Annotated in this window: 14 protein-coding genes; 3 read left to right on the top strand and 11 right to left on the bottom strand. The window is 61.6% G+C overall.

Features of this window, described 5'->3' with window-relative positions; translation table 11 throughout:
* Window positions 1-4 precede the first annotated feature (4 nt).
* The 9 genes from ACZ0AV_RS01460 to edd all read right to left on the bottom strand — a co-directional run bounded on the left by ACZ0AV_RS01460 (window position 5) and on the right by edd (window position 11006).
* Window positions 5-1153, bottom strand: coding sequence for an ABC transporter ATP-binding protein (locus tag ACZ0AV_RS01460; protein WP_499149398.1), 1149 nt, complete (start codon window positions 1151-1153; stop codon window positions 5-7).
* A gap of 134 nt (window positions 1154-1287) precedes the next feature.
* Window positions 1288-2118, bottom strand: a complete 831-nt coding sequence (locus ACZ0AV_RS01455; RefSeq protein WP_499149397.1) for a carbohydrate ABC transporter permease — start codon at window positions 2116-2118, stop codon at window positions 1288-1290.
* Window positions 2111-3019 (bottom strand): carbohydrate ABC transporter permease, encoded by a 909-nt coding sequence (locus ACZ0AV_RS01450; RefSeq protein ID WP_499149396.1) that lies wholly within the window; start codon window positions 3017-3019, stop codon window positions 2111-2113. The genes ACZ0AV_RS01455 and ACZ0AV_RS01450 overlap by 8 nt, the downstream gene beginning before the upstream one ends.
* Before the next feature lie 117 nt (window positions 3020-3136).
* Entirely contained in the window at window positions 3137-4405 is a 1269-nt protein-coding gene (locus ACZ0AV_RS01445) for an ABC transporter substrate-binding protein (protein ID WP_499149395.1), read from the bottom strand.
* A 113-nt stretch (window positions 4406-4518) separates the two neighbouring features.
* Entirely contained in the window at window positions 4519-5751 is a 1233-nt protein-coding gene (locus ACZ0AV_RS01440) for a D-mannose isomerase (RefSeq protein ID WP_499149394.1), read from the bottom strand.
* A 228-nt stretch (window positions 5752-5979) separates the two neighbouring features.
* Window positions 5980-7437, bottom strand: coding sequence for an ATP-binding protein (locus tag ACZ0AV_RS01435; RefSeq protein ID WP_499149393.1), 1458 nt, complete (start codon window positions 7435-7437; stop codon window positions 5980-5982).
* Window positions 7427-8161, bottom strand: a complete 735-nt coding sequence (locus ACZ0AV_RS01430) for a response regulator (protein ID WP_499149392.1) — start codon at window positions 8159-8161, stop codon at window positions 7427-7429. Before ACZ0AV_RS01430 ends, ACZ0AV_RS01435 begins: the two co-directional genes overlap by 11 nt.
* Window positions 8162-8214: 53 nt before the next feature.
* Entirely contained in the window at window positions 8215-9180 is a 966-nt protein-coding gene (locus ACZ0AV_RS01425; protein WP_499149391.1) for a glucokinase, read from the bottom strand.
* Window positions 9177-11006: a phosphogluconate dehydratase gene (edd, locus tag ACZ0AV_RS01420; protein ID WP_499149390.1), complete on the bottom strand. Its 1830-nt coding sequence runs from the start codon at window positions 11004-11006 to the stop codon at window positions 9177-9179. The genes ACZ0AV_RS01425 and edd overlap by 4 nt, the downstream gene beginning before the upstream one ends.
* A 130-nt stretch (window positions 11007-11136) precedes the next feature.
* Between edd and gap the strand changes: the two genes are divergently transcribed.
* Entirely contained in the window at window positions 11137-12138 is a 1002-nt protein-coding gene (gene gap / locus ACZ0AV_RS01415; RefSeq protein ID WP_499149389.1) for a type I glyceraldehyde-3-phosphate dehydrogenase, read from the top strand.
* Window positions 12139-12515: 377 nt separating this feature from the next.
* On the opposite strand, the gene umuC is transcribed toward gap, so the two are convergent.
* Window positions 12516-13790 carry a translesion error-prone DNA polymerase V subunit UmuC gene (gene umuC, locus ACZ0AV_RS01410; RefSeq protein WP_499149388.1) on the bottom strand — a complete coding sequence of 425 codons (1275 nt, stop codon included), beginning with the start codon at window positions 13788-13790 and terminating at the stop codon, window positions 12516-12518.
* On the bottom strand, window positions 13783-14220 hold the full coding sequence (locus ACZ0AV_RS01405; RefSeq protein ID WP_499149387.1) for a LexA family protein: 438 nt from the start codon (window positions 14218-14220) through the stop codon (window positions 13783-13785). The genes umuC and ACZ0AV_RS01405 overlap by 8 nt, the downstream gene beginning before the upstream one ends.
* A 100-nt stretch (window positions 14221-14320) precedes the next feature.
* Between ACZ0AV_RS01405 and ACZ0AV_RS01400 the strand changes: the two genes are divergently transcribed.
* Window positions 14321-15010, top strand: a complete 690-nt coding sequence (locus tag ACZ0AV_RS01400) for an SOS response-associated peptidase family protein (RefSeq protein WP_499149386.1) — start codon at window positions 14321-14323, stop codon at window positions 15008-15010.
* Between the two features lie 90 nt (window positions 15011-15100).
* Window positions 15101-17377: an AAA family ATPase gene (locus tag ACZ0AV_RS01395; protein ID WP_499149385.1), complete on the top strand. Its 2277-nt coding sequence runs from the start codon at window positions 15101-15103 to the stop codon at window positions 17375-17377.
* The last annotated feature ends 11 nt before the right edge of the window (window positions 17378-17388 follow it).

Below are 17388 nucleotides of genomic sequence, written 5' to 3'. Positions count from 1 at the left end.
TCCTTCAACGATTCTTCAACGAGGTGACGTTACTGGGCTGCGCCACTACCGCCAGCGGCCGCACACGCTCGCCCGTGGCGGCGTCGAACAGCAGCGCGCGCGCGGCATCGATGGTCAGCTCGACGCTCTGGCCGATGCCTGGCGCCTGATCCGGCGCCAGGCGACAGCACAGCTTGCTGTCATTGACGCTGACGAATACCAGGGTGTCCGGCCCGGTGGGCTCGGTGACCTCGACCACCGCAGACAGCGAGGCGGCCTGGCCGGGTGCGCTGGCCGGCTGGATCTGTTCGGGGCGGATACCGAGCACGAGCGTGCGCTGCTCGGCGCCTTCGGGCAGTTGGCCGAGCGGCAACTCGCAGCTGCCGCTCGACGAACTCAGCGTCGCCCATACCTGGCCCGCGCGGCGCTGCAACTGCACGGGGACGAAGTTCATCGGCGGCGAGCCGATGAAGCTGGCCACGAACAGATTGGCAGGGTCGTTGTAGATGGCCTGCGGCGTGCCGAACTGCTGGATCACGCCCTCCTTCATCACCGCCACCTTGTCGCCCAGGGTCATGGCCTCGATCTGGTCATGGGTGACGTACACCGTGGTGGTCTTCAGGCGCTGGTGCATCAGCTTGATTTCGGTGCGCATCTCCACCCGCAGCTTGGCGTCGAGGTTGGACAGCGGCTCATCGAACAGGTAGATCTTCGGCCGCCGCGCCAGCGCCCGGCCCATGGCCACGCGCTGCTGCTGGCCGCCGGACAGCTGGCCCGGCTTGCGTTTGAGCAGGTGCTCGATCTGCAGCAGCTTGGCGACCCGTGCGACCTCCTCGTCGATGGCTGCCGGGGCCATCTTGCGCATCTTCAGGCCGAAGGCGATGTTGTCGCGCACGCTCATGGTCGGGTACAGCGCGTAGGACTGGAACACCATGGCGATGTCGCGATCCTTGGGGCTCATGCCGCTGATGTCGGTATCGTCGACCAGGATCGCGCCGTTGCTGATGCTCTCTAGCCCGGCAATGCAGTTCATCAGGGTGGACTTACCGCAGCCCGAGGGGCCGACCAGAATCAGGAACTCACCCGCATCAATCTTCAGGTCGATGCTTTTGAGCGTGTCCGCCAGGCCGCTGCCATAGGACTTGTTGACGTTGCGCAGTTCGAGCGTTGCCATGTACTTCTCTCCATTTTGAAAGCGTCGCGAGCGAAGGTCAGGCAAGGCGGAGTCAGGTGAGGAAGCGGAGCTTAGGCCGCTAAATGAGCTTTCCGAACCTGAATCCAACGCCGCATGACCGAGCGCAGTAGCTTTCAACCCTTCACCGCGCCGGCCGTGAGGCCACGCAGAAAATATTTGCCCGCCACGATGTACACCAGCAGGGTCGGTAGCCCGGCGATCATCGCCGCGGCCATGTCCACGTTGTATTCCTTGGCCCCGGTGCTGGTATTCACCAGGTTGTTGAGGGCCACGGTGATTGGCTGCGAATCACCACTGGCGAACACCACGCCGAACAGGAAATCGTTCCAGATCTGGGTGAACTGCCAGATCAGGCAGACCATGATGATCGGCAGCGACATGGGCAGCAGGATGCGTCCGAAGATGGTGAAGAAGCCGGCGCCGTCGAGGCGCGCCGCCATGACCAGGGCATCCGGCACGCTGACGTAGTAGTTGCGAAAGAACAGCGTGGTGAAGGCGATGCCGTAGACCACGTGGATCAGCACCAGGCCCGTGGTGGTATTGGCCAGGCCGAACTTGCCGAGGGTGAACGAGGCTGGCAGCAACACCGTCTGGAACGGCAGGAAGCAGCCGAACAGCAGCAGCCCGAAGAACAGCTGCGAACCACGAAAGCGCCACATCGACAGTACGTAACCATTCAGGGCGCCGACCGCGGTGGAAATCAGCACCGCGGGCACGGCGATCTTCACCGAGTTCCAGAAGTAACCGCCGACCACGTCCCAGGCCTTGACCCAGCCGATCAAAGTGAACGCTTCAGGCCACGAAAGCAGGTTGCCGGCACGCACGTCCTCGGGGGTCTTGAAGCTGGTCAGCAGCATCACGATCAGCGGCACCAGATACAGCGCCGCGGCGAACAGCAGGGTGGCGTAGATCGCCACACGGCTTGGGCTGAAGGCTCTAGTCATGGCGTTTGCCCCGCAATTCCGAGTAGAGATAGGGCACCAGAATCGCCAGGATCGCGCCGAGCATCATCATCGCGCTGGCCGAGCCGATGCCCATCTGGCCGCGGCTGAAGGTGAAGTTGTACATGAACATCGCCGGCAGATCGGAGGAGTAACCGGGGCCGCCAGCGGTCATCGCCGCGACCAGGTCGAAGCTCTTGATTGCGATATGCGCGAGGATCATCACCGCACTGAAGAACACCGGCCGCAGGCTCGGCAACACGATGCGCAGGTAGATGGTCGGCAGGCTCGCGCCGTCGACCTGGGCGGCGCGGATGATCGACTGGTCGACGCTGCGCAGCCCGGCGAGGAACAACGCCATGACGAAGCCCGAGGCCTGCCACACGGCAGCGATCACCAGGCAGTAGACGACCCGGTCCTGATCCACCAGCCAGTCCAGCCGGAAACCTTCCCAGCCCCAGTCGCGCAGCATCTTGTCGAGACCCAGGCCGGGGTTGAGCAGCCATTTCCAGGCGGTACCGGTGACGATCATCGACAGCGCCATGGGGTACAGGTAGACGGTGCGGATAAAGCCTTCGCGGCGGATGCGCTGATCCAGCAGCACCGCCAGCAGCACGCCAATGACCAGGCTGATGCCGATGAACATGCCGCCGAACACCATCAGGTTCTTGCTGGCCACCCACCAGCGGTCGTTGTCCATCAGCCGCACGTACTGCTGCAAGCCGACCCACTTGTAGCTGGGCATGAAACTGGAATTGGTGAATGACAGCACCAGCGTCCAGAGGATGTAGCCATAGAAGCCGACCAGCACCACCAGCATGCTCGGCGCCAGCACCAGCTTGGGCAGCCAGCGTAGCAGCGCGTCGAAGGGTGAGGCCTTGCCGATTACCGTCGTGACACTCATCGGTATTACCAGTGTGGAGATGAATTTCAGGGCGAACGCCGCCCACGAGGGGCAAATTGCCCATCGCAGAGGGATTGGGGAAAGTGCGCGGGCCGCCAGCGACGGCCCGCTACAGCGCTACTGTGCGGACTTGATAGCCGCGTAGATCTGCGCGCCGGCCTTGCTCGGGTCGGCGTTCTTCTCGCTCATGAAGTTGGTCACCACGTCGAAGATCGCCCCCTGCACCGCCAGGTTGGTGGCCATGCTGTGGGCCATGCTCGGCTCCAGCTTGCCGTTCTTGTCGGCCTCCTGGAAATCCTTCATGGACGCCTGGGCGCAGCTGTCGAACTTGTTCATGTCCAGATCCGAGCGTACCGGGATCGACCCCTTGTTCTCGTTGAACACGTACTGGAACTCGGGCTCCAGAGCGATGCGCGCCAGCGCGTGCTGGGCGGCGATGTCGCCTTCGTTCTTGAGCTTGAACATGGCCATCGAGTCGATGTTGTAGGTGTAGCTGCCGGCGGTGCCCGGCATCGGCACGCACTGGTAGTCCTTGCCGGCCACCTTGCCGGCGGCGGTCCACTCGCTCTTCGCCCAGTCACCCATGATCTGCATGCCGGCCTTGCCGTCGATGACCTCGGCGGTAGCCAGGTTCCAGTCACGCCCGGCACGGTTGTCGTCCATGTAGCTGGAGAGCTTCTTCAGGGCGGTGAACACTTCGGTCATCTGCGGGCTGGTGAGGGTCGCCTCGTCGTTCTCGACGAAGGCCTTGTGGTAGCCCTCGGCGCCCATGATGGCCAGCACCAGCCCTTCGAACACGGTGCTGTCCTGCCACGGCTGGCCACCGTGGGCCAGGGGTACGAAGCCGGCGGCCTTGAGCTTGTCACCAGCTGCGTAGAGTTCGTCGAGGGTGGTCGGCGCCTTGTCGATACCGGCCTTCTTGAACACCTGCGGGTTGATCCACAGCCAGTTGACGCGGTGGATGTTCACCGGCACGGCGACGTAATGGCCGTCGTACTTCATGGTGTTGGACACGGTCTTGGAGAGCAGCCCGTCCCAGTTATTGGCCTTGGCGACGTCGTCCAGCGGGGCGAGCAGGTCCAGCGCGCCCCACTCCTGCAGGTCCGGGCCCTTGATCTGCGCAGCGCCGGGCGGGTTGCCGGAGACCACTCGGGTCTTCAGTACGGTCATCGCGGCGGAACCTGCGCCACCAGCCACAGCGCTGTCTTTCCAGGTGTAGCCGTCTTTTTCGACCAGCTCACGCAGAACCTTTACGGCCGCCGCCTCGCCGCCAGACGTCCACCAGTGCACGACTTCGACCGTACCTTTGGAGTCGGCTGCCAGGGCAGTGAGGGGGAACAGCGAGGCAAGGGAAACGGCAGTGGCAAGACGGGTGATCGTGTTCATCGAAGTACCTTTCTTGTTGTTAGAAGCAAGTCGTGGTGCTTGCGTTGCAGGGAGTGTAATCAGGGATCGCAGGCTGCCAGGTAACGAAGGGATGCGCGAATGTCACCACCCCGTTACATCACGGCCAGCGCCGTAGCCAGGCTCGGCGCCAGCGCCAGGCGCGGCAGTAACACAGCCTGGTAGGCGTGATAGAGGTCCGGCTTGCCCGGCCAGACGCTGGCGGCGGGCCGATTGTCCGGGTCCAGTTCATGGTGCCAGCTGCCCCGTTGCAGATCGATGAAATGACTGGCGGTGAACTCCCAGAAACGTCGGTACCACTGCTCGTAAACCGGCTCGCCGGTCCGCCGCAACAGTGCCGCCGCCGCCGCACTGGCCTCGGCCTGCACCCAGTGCAGGCGTGCCCTCACCACCGGTTGGCCAAGCCAGTCGAGGCTGTAGACCAGCCCCGGCTTGCCGTCGGCCTGCCAGGCATCGCGGCAGGCGCTGGCGAACAGCCCGCGAGCATCCTCCAGCAACCAGTCTGGCGCGCCGAGCCCGGCGCGGATCAACGCCGCCTCGAGGTGCAACAACAGGCGCGCCCACTCGAAACTGTGGCCCGGCGTGCTGCCGTAAGGCCGGAAGGGATCGGCGCGCTGCTCGGTGTTGTAGTCGGGCAGGGCCTGCCAGTGCCTATCGAAATGCTCGACCACCACGTAGCCGCGTGAGGCGGCATGCCCGTGGATCAGGCGCTCGACAATTCGCAGCGCGCGTTGCAACCAGAGACTGTCGCCGGTGACATCGGCCAGGGCCAGAAACGCCTCGGTACCGTGCATGTTGCTGTTGGCGCCGCGATAGGCCTCTTCCTGCGACCAGTCGGCGCTGAAGCTCTCACGCAACGCGCCCTCCTCCTCGCTCCAGAAATGTCGCTCGAGCATGGCGATCGCCTCGGCCAGCAGCGCCTCGGCGCCCGGCCTGCCGGCAGCCTGCGCGGAGCTGGCGGCCAGGGCCACGAAGGCATGCAGGTAGGCAGACTTGTCGCCCCTGCGACTGGCATCGGCGAACCAGCCGCCAGCCTGTGCGTCACGCAAGGCGCCCTGCAACGCAGCGATGCCGTGGTCGACCAGATGGACATAGCCGGGCACGCCCTGGATGTACGCCAGGGCAAAACAGTGGGTCATCCGGGTAGTGTGAATCAGCTCGGCGCTGGCGCCCGCCGGCAGACGACCAGTGGAGTCCAGAGCAGCGAAGCCCTGCTCGACACAAGAAGCGGCGGCGAACGGCAACAGGCGCATGCCTTCAGCATTCAGCCAGGCCTGGTGAGCCGGTTGCACCAGCCAGCTATAGGAGGGCAATGCAGGTGTTTTCATTGTTGTTATTCCATGCGAACGATGGGGCCAACTAGCCGTAGCCTGGGTTGAGCGCGGCGATACCCGGGAACTGCAGCCGCCCGGGTTACGCCTTCGGCTAACCCAGGCTACAAAAGCCAATTGCCAGCATCAGTGGCGCATCCGCCCACAAATCGTTAAAGAGTCTACCGGTAGCTGCGTCTTGCCCAGGTAACGAAGGCTGGTCGCTTTGTCACCGCCTGGTGACATTCAATCCGGCGAACGTGGCAGTTGTAGCGTCACTCGCAAGCCGCCCTCGCGCAAATTCTGCAAGCTCACCTCGCCGCCATGGCTATGGGCGATGTTGCGGGCGATGCCCAGCCCCAGGCCATACCCCTGCTGTTGCCCGGCGAGACGAAAATGCGGCTCGAACACCTGCTCCAGGCGCTGCTCGGGCACCCCGGGCCCTTCGTCGTCGACGTGCAGTACGTAGTCGCCGCCGTCGTCCTCGACGTGCAGGTGCGCCTTGTGCCCGTACTTGAGCGCGTTGTCGATCAGGTTGCCGATGCAGCGGCGCAGCGCCAGGGGCTTGCCCAGGTAGGCGGCACTGGCCTGGCCATGCAGCGTCACCCGGCCATTGCCGCCCGGCGCCAGGTAGGGTTCGACCAGGCAGTGCAACAGATGATTGAGGTCCACCGGCTCGATGTTCTCGTGGATGTCGGTGTCCTTCACGCACTGCAACGCGCCCTTGACCAGCAGTTCCAGCTCGTCCAGATCGCGGCCGAACTTGGTTTGTAGCACTTCGTCGTCGAGCAGTTCGACGCGCAGGCGCAGCCGGGTGATCGGCGTGCGCAGGTCGTGGGAGATGGCGCTGAACAGCTGGGCGCGCTCGGTCAGGTAACGACTGATGCGCTCGCGCATGGCGTTGAACGCCCGGCCGACCTCGACCACCTCACGGCCCCCGCCTTCGAGCACCGGCTGCACATCGGCGCCCAGCGACATGTGCCGCGCGGCGCGCGCCAGGCGCTTGAGCGGGCGACTCTGCCAGTGCACCAGAATGCCAATGAACAGCAGCAGAAATCCGCTGCTGAGCAGGATGAACCACAGCTGCTGGGTTGGCAGAATCGGCTCTTCGAGGCTGGTGTAAGGTTCGGGCAACAGCGAGGCGATGTACAGCCACTCGCCCGGCGCCAGCTGAATCTGGGTGACCAGCACCGGCGGATTGACCGGCTCCAGGGTCAGCGCGTAATGCGCCCAGGAACGCGGCAGCTCGTCGAGTTTCAGGCCACCGTTGAAAATGCGCAGGTCGTCCGGGCTGACGAACGTCACGGAGATGTCCGCGCTGTTGCCCAGCGACGCCCGCAGCACTTCGCTCACTGCGTCGGTGACCGCCTGCTTGCGCGGGGTGCTCGGCAGCAGGTGCATGACCAGCGGCCGGTCATTGAGGCTGACCACGAAACGCGTGCCGCCCATGCTGCGCAACTGGTCGAGTACCAGCGGCCGGTAGGCGACCGGCAGTGAGCGGAAGTAACGCACGCTGGCCGACATCGAATGGGCCAGGCTGCGCGCCGTGGTTACCAGCCCTTCGAGCTGCGTGGCGCGCAGCTGCGACAGCCAGATGGCACTGGACAGCGCCTGGGCGACCAGTACCGAGAGCAGCGTCAGCAGCAGCATGCGGCCCAGCAACGAGCGTGGAATCGGCAGCAGCCGACGCCAGTCAACGCGCATTGCCGGCCTGGGCGGTAACGGCCGCCGCCAGTTGGTAGCCACTGCCGCGCACGGTGCGGATCAGCCGCGGCGGCTTGCCGGTGTCGCGCAGCCGCTGGCGCAGGCGGCTGACGGCCATGTCGACGATGCGTTCGAGGGGCATCATCTCGCGGCCGCGGGTGGCGTTGCCAATGGTGTCGCGGTCGAGAATCTGCTGTGGGTGATCGAGAAACAGCTTGAGCAACGCGAAGTCGGCGCCGGACAGCAGCACCTCTTCGCCATCGAGGTGGAACAGCCGATGGCTGACCATGTCCAGGCGCCATTCATCGAAGGCCAGCACGTCGGCGCCGCGTTCCTGGGAGAAATGCACACGGCGCAGCAGCGCCTTGATGCGCGCCAGCAGCTCGCGAGGGCTGAACGGCTTGCCGAGGTAGTCGTCGGCGCCCAGCTCCAGGCCGATCACCCGATCGGTCTCGTCGGAGCTGGCCGTCAGCATGATGATCGGCACCTGGGCGAAACGCTGATGGCCGCGGGTCCAGCGGCACAGGCTGAAGCCATCCTCGTCGGGCAGCATCACATCGAGGATCACCAGGTCCGCGCCCCCTTCGCACAGCGCCTGGCGAAAGCCGGCGCCATCGGCCACGGTACGCACCTGCAGGCCGGCGCGGCCGAGGTAGGTTTGCAGCAGCTCACGAATATCCTGGTCGTCATCGACCAGCAGGATGGATTTTCCAGTAGGGCTCACATCGATAATCCTTGTTGTTGTTATCAGCGATGCTTGGACAAACGAACCGGGTGCTAGCTCCGTAACAGTTGCTGTTGGGCCGCAACCCCCGCGCCCACCAGGCCCGGGTAGTCGGCGGTGACCAGCCAGACTGGCAGGTCATCGAAATAATCGCTCATGCAGCCCTTGTCGCGCAGGCTACGGGCGAAGCCACTGGCCAGGAAGAAGTCGGCGAAACGCGGCACCATACCGCCGGCGATGTACACACCGCCGCGCGCGCCGAGCGTCAGCACGTTGTTGCCGGCAACACGGCCGAGCAGGCAGCAGAACAGCTCCAGCACATTGACCGCCAGCGGCTCGCCTTCCAGCGCAGCGCGCGTGACCTGGGCCGCGCTCTGCAGCGAGGCCGGCTGGCCATCCACCACGCACGTGGCTCGGTAGAGCGCCAGCAGCCCGTTGCCGCTGAGCGCGCCCGCCTCGGCACTGACGTGCCCGAGCTGTCGGTGCAAGGCTTGCCAGATCTGCGCCTCGCGCGCGCTGCCGACGGGTAGGTCGACGTGCCCGCCCTCACCGGGTAGCGCGTGCCAATTGCCATCGGGCAGCGACAGCAACGTACCGACACCCAAGCCCGTGCCGGCGCCGATCACCACGCTGGGGCGCCCTGGCTGCGCGGTGCCGGGGCACACGCTGATGTACTCATCCTCACGCAGCCGGGTCATGCCCAGGGCCATGGCCGAGAAATCGTTGATCAGCAGCAGCTCGCGCACCTGCAGCTCGGCACAGAAAGCCGCACGGCTGATGCGCCAGGGGTTGTTGGTGAAGCGAAAGGGGTCGACTTCCACCGGGCCGGCACAGGCCAGGCAGATAGTCTCGACCTCGCCCAGCGCCAGACCCTCGGTTTCCATGTAGGCCTGGATGGCCTGCTCGACGGTGGCGTGATCCGCCGTGGCCGACACCCGTACCGACTCCAGGCGCTCGTCGCGCCACAGGGCGAAACGTGCGTTTGTGCCGCCGATGTCGCCGACCAGCGCCAGGCTCATCGCAGCGAGTCCAGTTCGGCGGTGAAGGCACTGGCGCCCTCTTCCGCCGGGCTGAAGGCCGCGCGCATGAAGGCGAACAGCTCGCGACCACAGCCGATGCCGGTGCCTTGCGGCCGCGGCGCGCAATCGCGGGCCGCCCACTCGATCTCGTCGACGAGGATTTGCAGGCGCCCCTCTTTGCCGTCCACGCGAATCACGTCACCGTCGCGCACCCGCGCCAATGGCCCGCCGTCCCAGGCCTCCGGGCTGACGTGAATGGCCGCCGGCACCTTGCCCGAGGCACCGGACATGCGCCCGTCGGTGACCAGTGCCACCTTGAAGCCGCGATCCTGCAGGATGCCCAGGTACGGCGTGAGCTTGTGCAGTTCCGGCATGCCATTGGCCTTGGGCCCCTGGAAACGCACCACGGCAACAAAATCGCGCTCCAGCTCGCCGGCCTTGAAGGCCTCGGCCAGGTCGCTCTGGGTTTCGAAGACACGCGCAGGTGCCTCGACGACCTGGTGCTCCGGCGCAACGGCCGAGACCTTGGCGACGCCATTGCCGAGATTGCCCTGCAGCACGCGCAGCCCGCCCTCGGGCGAGAACGCTTCGGGCACGCCGCGCAGGATGTTGCGGTCCAGGCTCTGCTCAGGGCCCTCACGCCATACCAGGCGACCGTCATCGAGAATCGGCTCTTGGGTGTAGCGGGACAGGCCGTGCCCGGCAACGGTGTAGACGTCCTCGTGCAGCAGCCCGGCCTCGAGCAGCGTGCGCACCATGAACGGCACGCCACCGCAGGCATGGAAGTGGTTCACGTCAGCCTGGCCATTGGGGTAGACCTTGGCCAGCGTCGGCGTCACGGCAGACAGATCGGCCATGTCCTGCCAGGTCAGCTGGATACCGGCAGCACGGGCAAAGGCTGGAATGTGCAGGGTATGGTTGGTCGAACCGCCGGTGGCATTGAGCGCGACCACCGAATTGACGATGGCCTTCTCGTCGATGATCCGGCACAGCGGCGTGTATTCGCCGCCCTGGCGGGTCAGGCGCACCACCTGGTGTGCGGCCTCGGCGGTCAACGCATCCCGCAGCGGCGTGTAGGGGTTGACGAAGGAGGAGCCCGGCAGGTGCAAGCCCATGATTTCCATGACCACCTGGTTGGTGTTGGCGGTGCCGTAGAAGGTGCAGGTGCCGGGGCTGTGGTAGGACTTCATCTCCGATTCCAGCAACTGCTCGCGGGTCGCCTTGCCTTCGGCGTAGAGCTGGCGGACCTCGGCTTTTTCCTTGTTGGGAATGCCCGAGGGCATTGGCCCGCCCGGCACGAAGATCATCGGCAGGTGGCCGAAACGCAGCGCGCCGATCATCAGCCCCGGGACGATCTTGTCGCAGATGCCCAGCAGCATCGCCGCATCGAACATGTTGTGCGACAGCGCCACGGCAGTGGACATGGCGATCACTTCACGGCTGGCCAGGCTCAGTTCCATGCCCGGCTCGCCCTGGGTCACGCCGTCGCACATTGCCGGCACCCCGCCGGCGACCTGCCCGACGGAGCCGACAGCGCGCAGCGCCTGCTTGATCAGTTCGGGATAGTGCTCGTACGGCTGGTGCGCCGAAAGCATGTCGTTGTAGGCCGTGACGATGCCGACGTTGGCCTCGTTCATCAGCCGCAGACGCTGCTTGTCTTCAGGGGAGCCACAGCCGGCAACGCCGTGGGCAAAGTTGGCGCACTGCAGTGCACCGCGGTGTGGGCCTTCGCTATCGGCGGCGGCCATCTGCGCCAGGTAACGTTCGCGGGTCGCACGGCTGCGGGCGATCAGGCGGTCGGTTACCTCGAGAATGCGGGGATGCATGGTGTCGACTCCAGGCTACAGGTAGCAATTCGAATTGTATTTTTATCAAAATACTGACAGCTAAAACGCTTGATTTCTACTTTCATGAGAATAATCTTGTTTTTAAAACAACATATAAGGATCAGCGCTCATGACACTGCGAATCGCCATCAATGGTTTCGGCCGCATCGGCCGTAACGTGCTTCGTGCACTCTATACCCAGAACTACCGCGAAAACCTGCAAGTCGTCGCGATCAACGACCTGGGTGACAGCGCCATCAATGCGCACCTTCTCAAATATGACAGCGTACACGGCATTTTCGATGCGTCCGTCGAGGTCGACGGGCAGAACCTGGTCATCGATGGTGACCGCATTGCCGTCAGCGCCCTGCGCAACCCGGCCGACCTGCCCTGGAAGGATCTCGATATCGACGTGGTGTTCGAGTGCACCGGGTTGTTCACCGAACGCGACAAGGCCGCAGCGCACCTCGGTGCCGGTGCCCGCAAGGTGATCATCTCCGCCCCGGCCAAAGGCGCCGACGCTACCATCGTGTACGGCGTCAACCACGACAGCCTGCGTGCCAGCCACCAGATCATCTCCAACGCCTCCTGCACCACCAACTGCCTGGCGCCGGTCGCCCAGGTACTGCAGCGCGAGCTCGGCATCGAGAGCGGCCTGATGACCACCATCCATGCCTACACCAACGACCAGAACCTCTCGGACGTCTACCACAGCGACCCGTTTCGCGCGCGCTCGGCGACCCAGTCGATGATTCCCACCAAGACCGGCGCCGCCGAAGCGGTCGGCCTGGTGTTGCCGGAACTGGCGGGCCGACTGACCGGCATGGCGGTGCGCGTACCGGTGATCAACGTCTCGCTGGTCGACCTGACCATCCAGGTGCAGCGCGACACCAGCGTCGAGGAGGTCAACGCCCTGCTGCGCGCGGCCGCAGAGCAATCCCAGGTGCTGGGCTACAACACGCTGCCACTGGTGTCGTGTGACTTCAATCACAACCCGCTGTCGTCGATCTTCGATGCCAACCACACCAAGGTCAACGGCCGCCTGGTCAAGGTGCTGGCCTGGTACGACAACGAGTGGGGCTTCTCCAACCGCATGCTCGATACCTGCCTGGCTGCCCACGCGGCTCAATAAGGCCAATGGCACCCGGCGCGGCGAATTACGCTCGGTAAATCGCCGCGAGCGGATTACAATTGCCGCCCGCTTGAACCTCGATGCCGGCCCCGGATGCTCGACCACCTCGTGGTAAGCGCCAGCCGGTCACCAGGCAGCAGGTACATTGTCATCCGAACATCACTGGAAGCCGCATGGACTCTAGCCGCACCACACTCGAACAGCATTACACCGCGGTTCTTAATGCGTTCATGGGCGCGCCATAAACCTTTATAATCAATAGGTTACGGTTTCAGCTTGCGCCATCAAGCGCGTGAAGACGCAGGGTTTGGTACGAAAAATGGTACAAGCCTAGGGGCCAATAAATAGAGGGAGCGCACTCGTACGAGTGAGCCGTTCTACCTACAGCTAACCGTCCACAACTGATCCAGTCGCGTCGTAAAGCTCTGGCTCATCATCTCCCGGCGCATGCCCCACTCAGGGGACAATTCCACTCGCCCGGGCCGGAGTGTTCCCCTTCCCCATTTAGCGTTGATCTCGTCGAGCACAGTCATGATCTTGGTCGACTCGATCGGCTGCTGCGGCGCGAATAGGTCGCCGGTGATTTCGTTGCGCTGGCACAGCCCCAGCAGCATCACTTCGGCCTTGCTGTAGGAGTAGCCATCGCGGAACACCTGGTCGAGGGCGTGCATCGCGTAGTGGGTAATCATCCGGGTATCGTCGCTGGCGTAGGGTAGCTGCACCAGCATGCCCTTGGCGTACTTCGCTTCATCAGGGTTGTGCATGCCAGTGCGGATGCCGACCCTGATCTGCCTGCATACGGACTGTTGAGCCCTGAGCTTCTCGCAGGCCGTCGCAGTGTAGGTGGCCACCGCCTGGCGAATTGACTCAATGTCGCGCAGGCGCTTGCCGAACATTCTGCTCGAACAGATTTCCTGTTTCGGCGGCGCCGCCTCCTCGAGGCTCAGGCAGGCAACCCCGCGCAACTCGCGCGCGGTCTTCTCGATCACCACGCTGAATTGCTTGCGCAGCGTCCAGGCGTCGGCCTGGGCGAGATCCCATGCAGTTCGAATGCCCTGAGCGTTGAGGTGTTCCGTCATCCGCCGCCCAACACCCCACACGTCACTCACCGGCAGCACCTTTAATACCTTGTCGCGCCGATCAGGGTCGCGCAGGTCGACCACCCCGCCCGTCTGCCGCTGCCACTTCTTTGCCGAGTGGTTGGCCAGCTTTGCGAGGGTTTTGGTGGCTGCGATCCCCACACCGGTCGGAATGCCGGTGTACTTCAGCACGCGCGCGCGGATATGCCGGCCGATCTGCTCGAGGTCGCCAGGCACCCCAGTCAGGTCGGCGAATGCTTCGTCGATACTGTAGATCTCGACCGTCGGGACCATGCCCTCGATGACGGTCATTACCCGCTCGCTCATATCGCCGTACAGCGCGTAATTGCTGCTGAACGGCATGATGCCGTGGCGGCGCAGGTCATTCTTGATCTGAAAGTAAGGGGCGCCCATTTTCACAAAGGGCTTCGCGTCGGCGCTGCGAGCGATCACGCAGCCGTCGTTGTTGCTCAGCACAACGATCGGCACCCGCTGCAGATCAGGCCGGAAGACGCGCTCGCAGCTCGCGTAGAACGAGTTGCAATCGACCAATGCAATCGCCTGCTCAACCATGGCAGCGGTGCCGCCGAATGCTGTCCGTCACCACAGCCCAGATCAGCAGCTCGTCGCCCTCCATCACGAACCGAGGCGCGTATTTCGGATTCTCTGATCGCAGCACTATGTGCTGACCATCGCGGGCCAGCGTCTTCACCACCGGCTCGCCATTGATGGCGGCGATCACGATGTCACCGGGCACGGCGTCCAGCGCCTTGTTCACTACCAGCACGTCACCGTCGAAGATACCGGCCCCGGTCATGCTGTCACCTTCCACCCGCACCAGGTACGTCTGCGGCGCATGGATATCGAGCAGCTCATCCAGCGAGATTTTCTGCTCGAGGTGATCCTGGGCGGGGCTGGGGAAGCCGGCCGGCACGCGGAAAGAAAAAAAGGGCAGCTCGCTATTGGAGCTGCCCACTGGGCCAAGAATGGTTGCGTTGCCCATGAGAGAGACCTGAGAATAATGCTGTATGCATATACAGATACCAAATCAGGCAAGTCGCGGTCAAAGAATCATGATGGCCAACTGACGACCGGAGGGTTCCATGTGCGGACGATTCACTCAGTACCGAACCGTTGACGAATACGCCAAAGCCCTGCAGCTCGGCCTGCTCGAGGGCGACTGGTCGAACGAACCACTGGCCCGCTACAACGTCGCTCCGCAATCGCGAGTGATGCTCCTGCACCAAGATGATCAAGGCGTTCGCATAACGAGCACCAGGTGGGGATACGCGCCACACTGGGCGCAGGGCAAGCGCCCGCCCGCGATAAATGCGCGCGTTGAAACGGCAGCGACCAGCAATTACTTCAGGGGAATTTGGAAGAGTGGCCGCGCCCTCGTGATGGCGGACGGCTGGTACGAGTGGAAGAAAGATCCATACAACCCGAAGGTCAAGCAGCCCTACTACATCAGGCTGAAGGGAGGCTCACCGCTGTTCTTCGCCGCGATCGGCGACATCCCAGGGCAGAGTGAGTCGGGCGGGTTCGCAATCATCACGGCTGCAAGCGATCAGGGCATGGTCGACATCCACGACCGGCGCCCAGTTGTACTGCCGCCAGATGTGGCCAGAGAATGGATGCAACCCGGCCTAATGCCAGAACTGGCCGAAGATTTGACTCGGCATCACGATATCCACGCAAATCAGTTTGAGTGGTATCCGGTCGACAAGGCGGTGGGCAACGTGAAAAACCACGGGCCGGAACTGATTGTGAGCATTGAGCAACCGCTCTTTTGACTACGTGGATCGGGATCGTCAGAAGGTGATGGCCAAACGCCTTCAAGATATGGCAACGTAGGGTATATCGATCAAAACCGAGGGATGGTCATGCTTGAGCGCATTGAAAGGATTCATGGTGTCGGTCTACTACATTCCGTTGATGGCAGGCGCTACAAGCTCGACAAGAACCAGCTTATCTATGCAGAAAATGGACGGGGTAAATCGACTCTTGCGAGTGTTCTGCGATCAGTAGCCACAGGTGATCCGAAATCAATCATAGAGCGAAAAACAATCGATTCCGCCACTCCACAAATGGTGGACCTACAATTTGAGAATGGGCAGAAAGTTAAGTTTGATGGTGTGAGCTGGTCTTCGAGTCGTCCTGAGATGGTCGTTTTCGACGCAGACTTTGTAGAAGCAAATGTTCATTCAGGAGGAATGGTAACCCCGAATCAAAGGAAAAGCTTACTTGGCTTTGCCCTTGGCACTAAAGCAGTAAAAGCGCAGGCGGCCGAACACCAAGCAAGCTCGGCAGCCTCCGCAGCCGCCGCTAAAGTTTCGCAGATTACTCAGCAACTCTCCGGCTATCACGTCGGACTTACCTTGATTCAATTTACCAAGCTGGCGCAAGACCCGGATGCCGATAGGAAAATTAGCGAGCTGGAAAAAAAGGTCCAGCTAGCAAACAATATAAACGCCATTTTAGCGAGACCGATACCTGTCGCCATTCCACTGCCGCTATTTGATATAGAAACTCTATTTTCTATCTTAAATAAGTCCCTCGCCGACATCGAGAGCGATGCTGAAACCATTGTAAATAGCCACTACAGTACATGCTCAGCCTCGGGATATGAGGCCTGGATCAGCGATGGCCAGAAATTTGACAACCGGGAAGATTGCCCTTATTGCGGACAAAGTACCACAGACGTCAAATTGATCAGCGCTTATAAAACTCATTTCAATAAGGCATATAGCGAACTGAAACAACAAGTTTCTGTTCTCGAGCGTGGAATCGCGGCTCGCACCAGCGATTCTATCATCGATAACTTTGGCAAAAATTCTGCTAATGCAGAAGCACAGGTCGCTCAATGGCGCCAGGAAATATCAATCCCTGAGATTCGTTTGCTAGACGCTGAAGCAAAAAGCTTACTCGAAAATTTAAGAGCGCACCTGAATTGCTTGGTCGAAAACAAGCTTAATAGGCCACTCGACGTTATCGGTACGCAAGCAGACAAGCAACTGGCTTTGCGCTACTGGGATTCAATCACCACGCTGCTCAATTCTACGAACCAAGACATAGCAAGCTCGGCGGCTTTGATTGCAAAATACAAGACAGGACTGGCGCAAGAGAATCCCGCCGCCCTGAATTCGCAAATAAATATATTGCGGGCCGGTGTTACCCGCTACACGGCAGCAGTAGTTAATCTCCTAGCGGATTTTAGTCTAGCAAAAACAGCAGCAACTGATGCTGAAAGGGAGAAAAAAGCAGCTAGATTAAAACTCAACGCCGAAATGGAGAAAATACTAGAGAACTTCCAAACCGCAATCAATGGGATTTTAGATAAATTCGGGGCCTCGTTCCGAATTGAAAAGATGGATTCTAATTTCAACGGCGGTGCAGCAAGAAGCGAGTATGGCTTATTATTACGGGGAGTATCCATCTCGTTAAATGGACCACCAAAGTTCTCTACAGCTCTGAGCGAAGGCGACAAGCGAACGCTAGCATTTGCTTTCTTCCTAGCAACAATAAACGCCGATCCAGATATATCAAAAAAAACTGTTGTTATTGACGACCCCATGTGCAGCCTGGATGCAAATAGAAAACATCAAACCCGGCAATATCTCAAACAACTCGCCGAAAAAGCACATCAATTAATCGTGCTCGCACACGATCCTTTTTTCATCAGAGAACTTAAGTTAGAACTCGAGAACGGCAACGCTCCCTTGAACACACTTCAGCTTAAATACTCTCAAGATGGCTATAGTGCCTTTGATGAACTGAACATCGACAAAGAATGCGAATCGCCTTATTACAGGCATCATCGCATGCTTGTCGAAATGATTTCAGGTTCAGGAGGCGACCAACGTGCGACGGCAAAGGCGATCAGGCCGTATCTAGAGGGATACCTCCATCGTAGATTTCCGGGAGAGATCCCTAAGGGACTCATGTTTGGCCAGGCAATCGGGCACCTAAAGCAGTGCCCCAAACTCTCTCCATTCATTTCAGGAATAATCGAAGAGCTACAAGAAATAAATACCTATGCAGGTCAATTTCATCACGACACAAATCCTGGACTTTGCGAATCCATACCCGTAATGACGGGAGAACTTATTGGATTTTGCACCAGGGCTTTGAATGCCGCATATCGAGGTAACGCTTTATAATGCACGCCCTT

Source organism: Pseudomonas sp. AC532 (assembly GCF_979258965.1).
This window is presented reverse-complemented; position numbering and strand designations above follow the sequence as displayed.

Bases quoted from the DNA above. Each gene is read 5' to 3' on its own strand.
- ACZ0AV_RS01445 (WP_499149395.1), bottom strand. From the start codon at position 4,405: ATGAACACGATCACCCGTCTTGCCACTGCCGTTTCCCTTGCCTCGCTG.
- umuC (WP_499149388.1), bottom strand. From the start codon at position 13,790: ATGGTTGAGCAGGCGATTGCATTGGTCGATTGCAACTCGTTCTACGCG.
- ACZ0AV_RS01460 (WP_499149398.1), bottom strand. From the start codon at position 1,153: ATGGCAACGCTCGAACTGCGCAACGTCAACAAGTCCTATGGCAGCGGC.
- ACZ0AV_RS01435 (WP_499149393.1), bottom strand. From the start codon at position 7,437: ATGCGCGTTGACTGGCGTCGGCTGCTGCCGATTCCACGCTCGTTGCTG.
- ACZ0AV_RS01455 (WP_499149397.1), bottom strand. From the start codon at position 2,118: ATGACTAGAGCCTTCAGCCCAAGCCGTGTGGCGATCTACGCCACCCTG.
- gap (WP_499149389.1), top strand. From the start codon at position 11,137: ATGACACTGCGAATCGCCATCAATGGTTTCGGCCGCATCGGCCGTAAC.
- ACZ0AV_RS01440 (WP_499149394.1), bottom strand. From the start codon at position 5,751: ATGAAAACACCTGCATTGCCCTCCTATAGCTGGCTGGTGCAACCGGCT.
- ACZ0AV_RS01425 (WP_499149391.1), bottom strand. From the start codon at position 9,180: ATGAGCCTGGCGCTGGTCGGCGACATCGGCGGCACAAACGCACGTTTC.
- ACZ0AV_RS01395 (WP_499149385.1), top strand. From the start codon at position 15,101: ATGCTTGAGCGCATTGAAAGGATTCATGGTGTCGGTCTACTACATTCC.
- ACZ0AV_RS01400 (WP_499149386.1), top strand. From the start codon at position 14,321: ATGTGCGGACGATTCACTCAGTACCGAACCGTTGACGAATACGCCAAA.
- ACZ0AV_RS01450 (WP_499149396.1), bottom strand. From the start codon at position 3,019: ATGAGTGTCACGACGGTAATCGGCAAGGCCTCACCCTTCGACGCGCTG.
- edd (WP_499149390.1), bottom strand. From the start codon at position 11,006: ATGCATCCCCGCATTCTCGAGGTAACCGACCGCCTGATCGCCCGCAGC.
- ACZ0AV_RS01405 (WP_499149387.1), bottom strand. From the start codon at position 14,220: ATGGGCAACGCAACCATTCTTGGCCCAGTGGGCAGCTCCAATAGCGAG.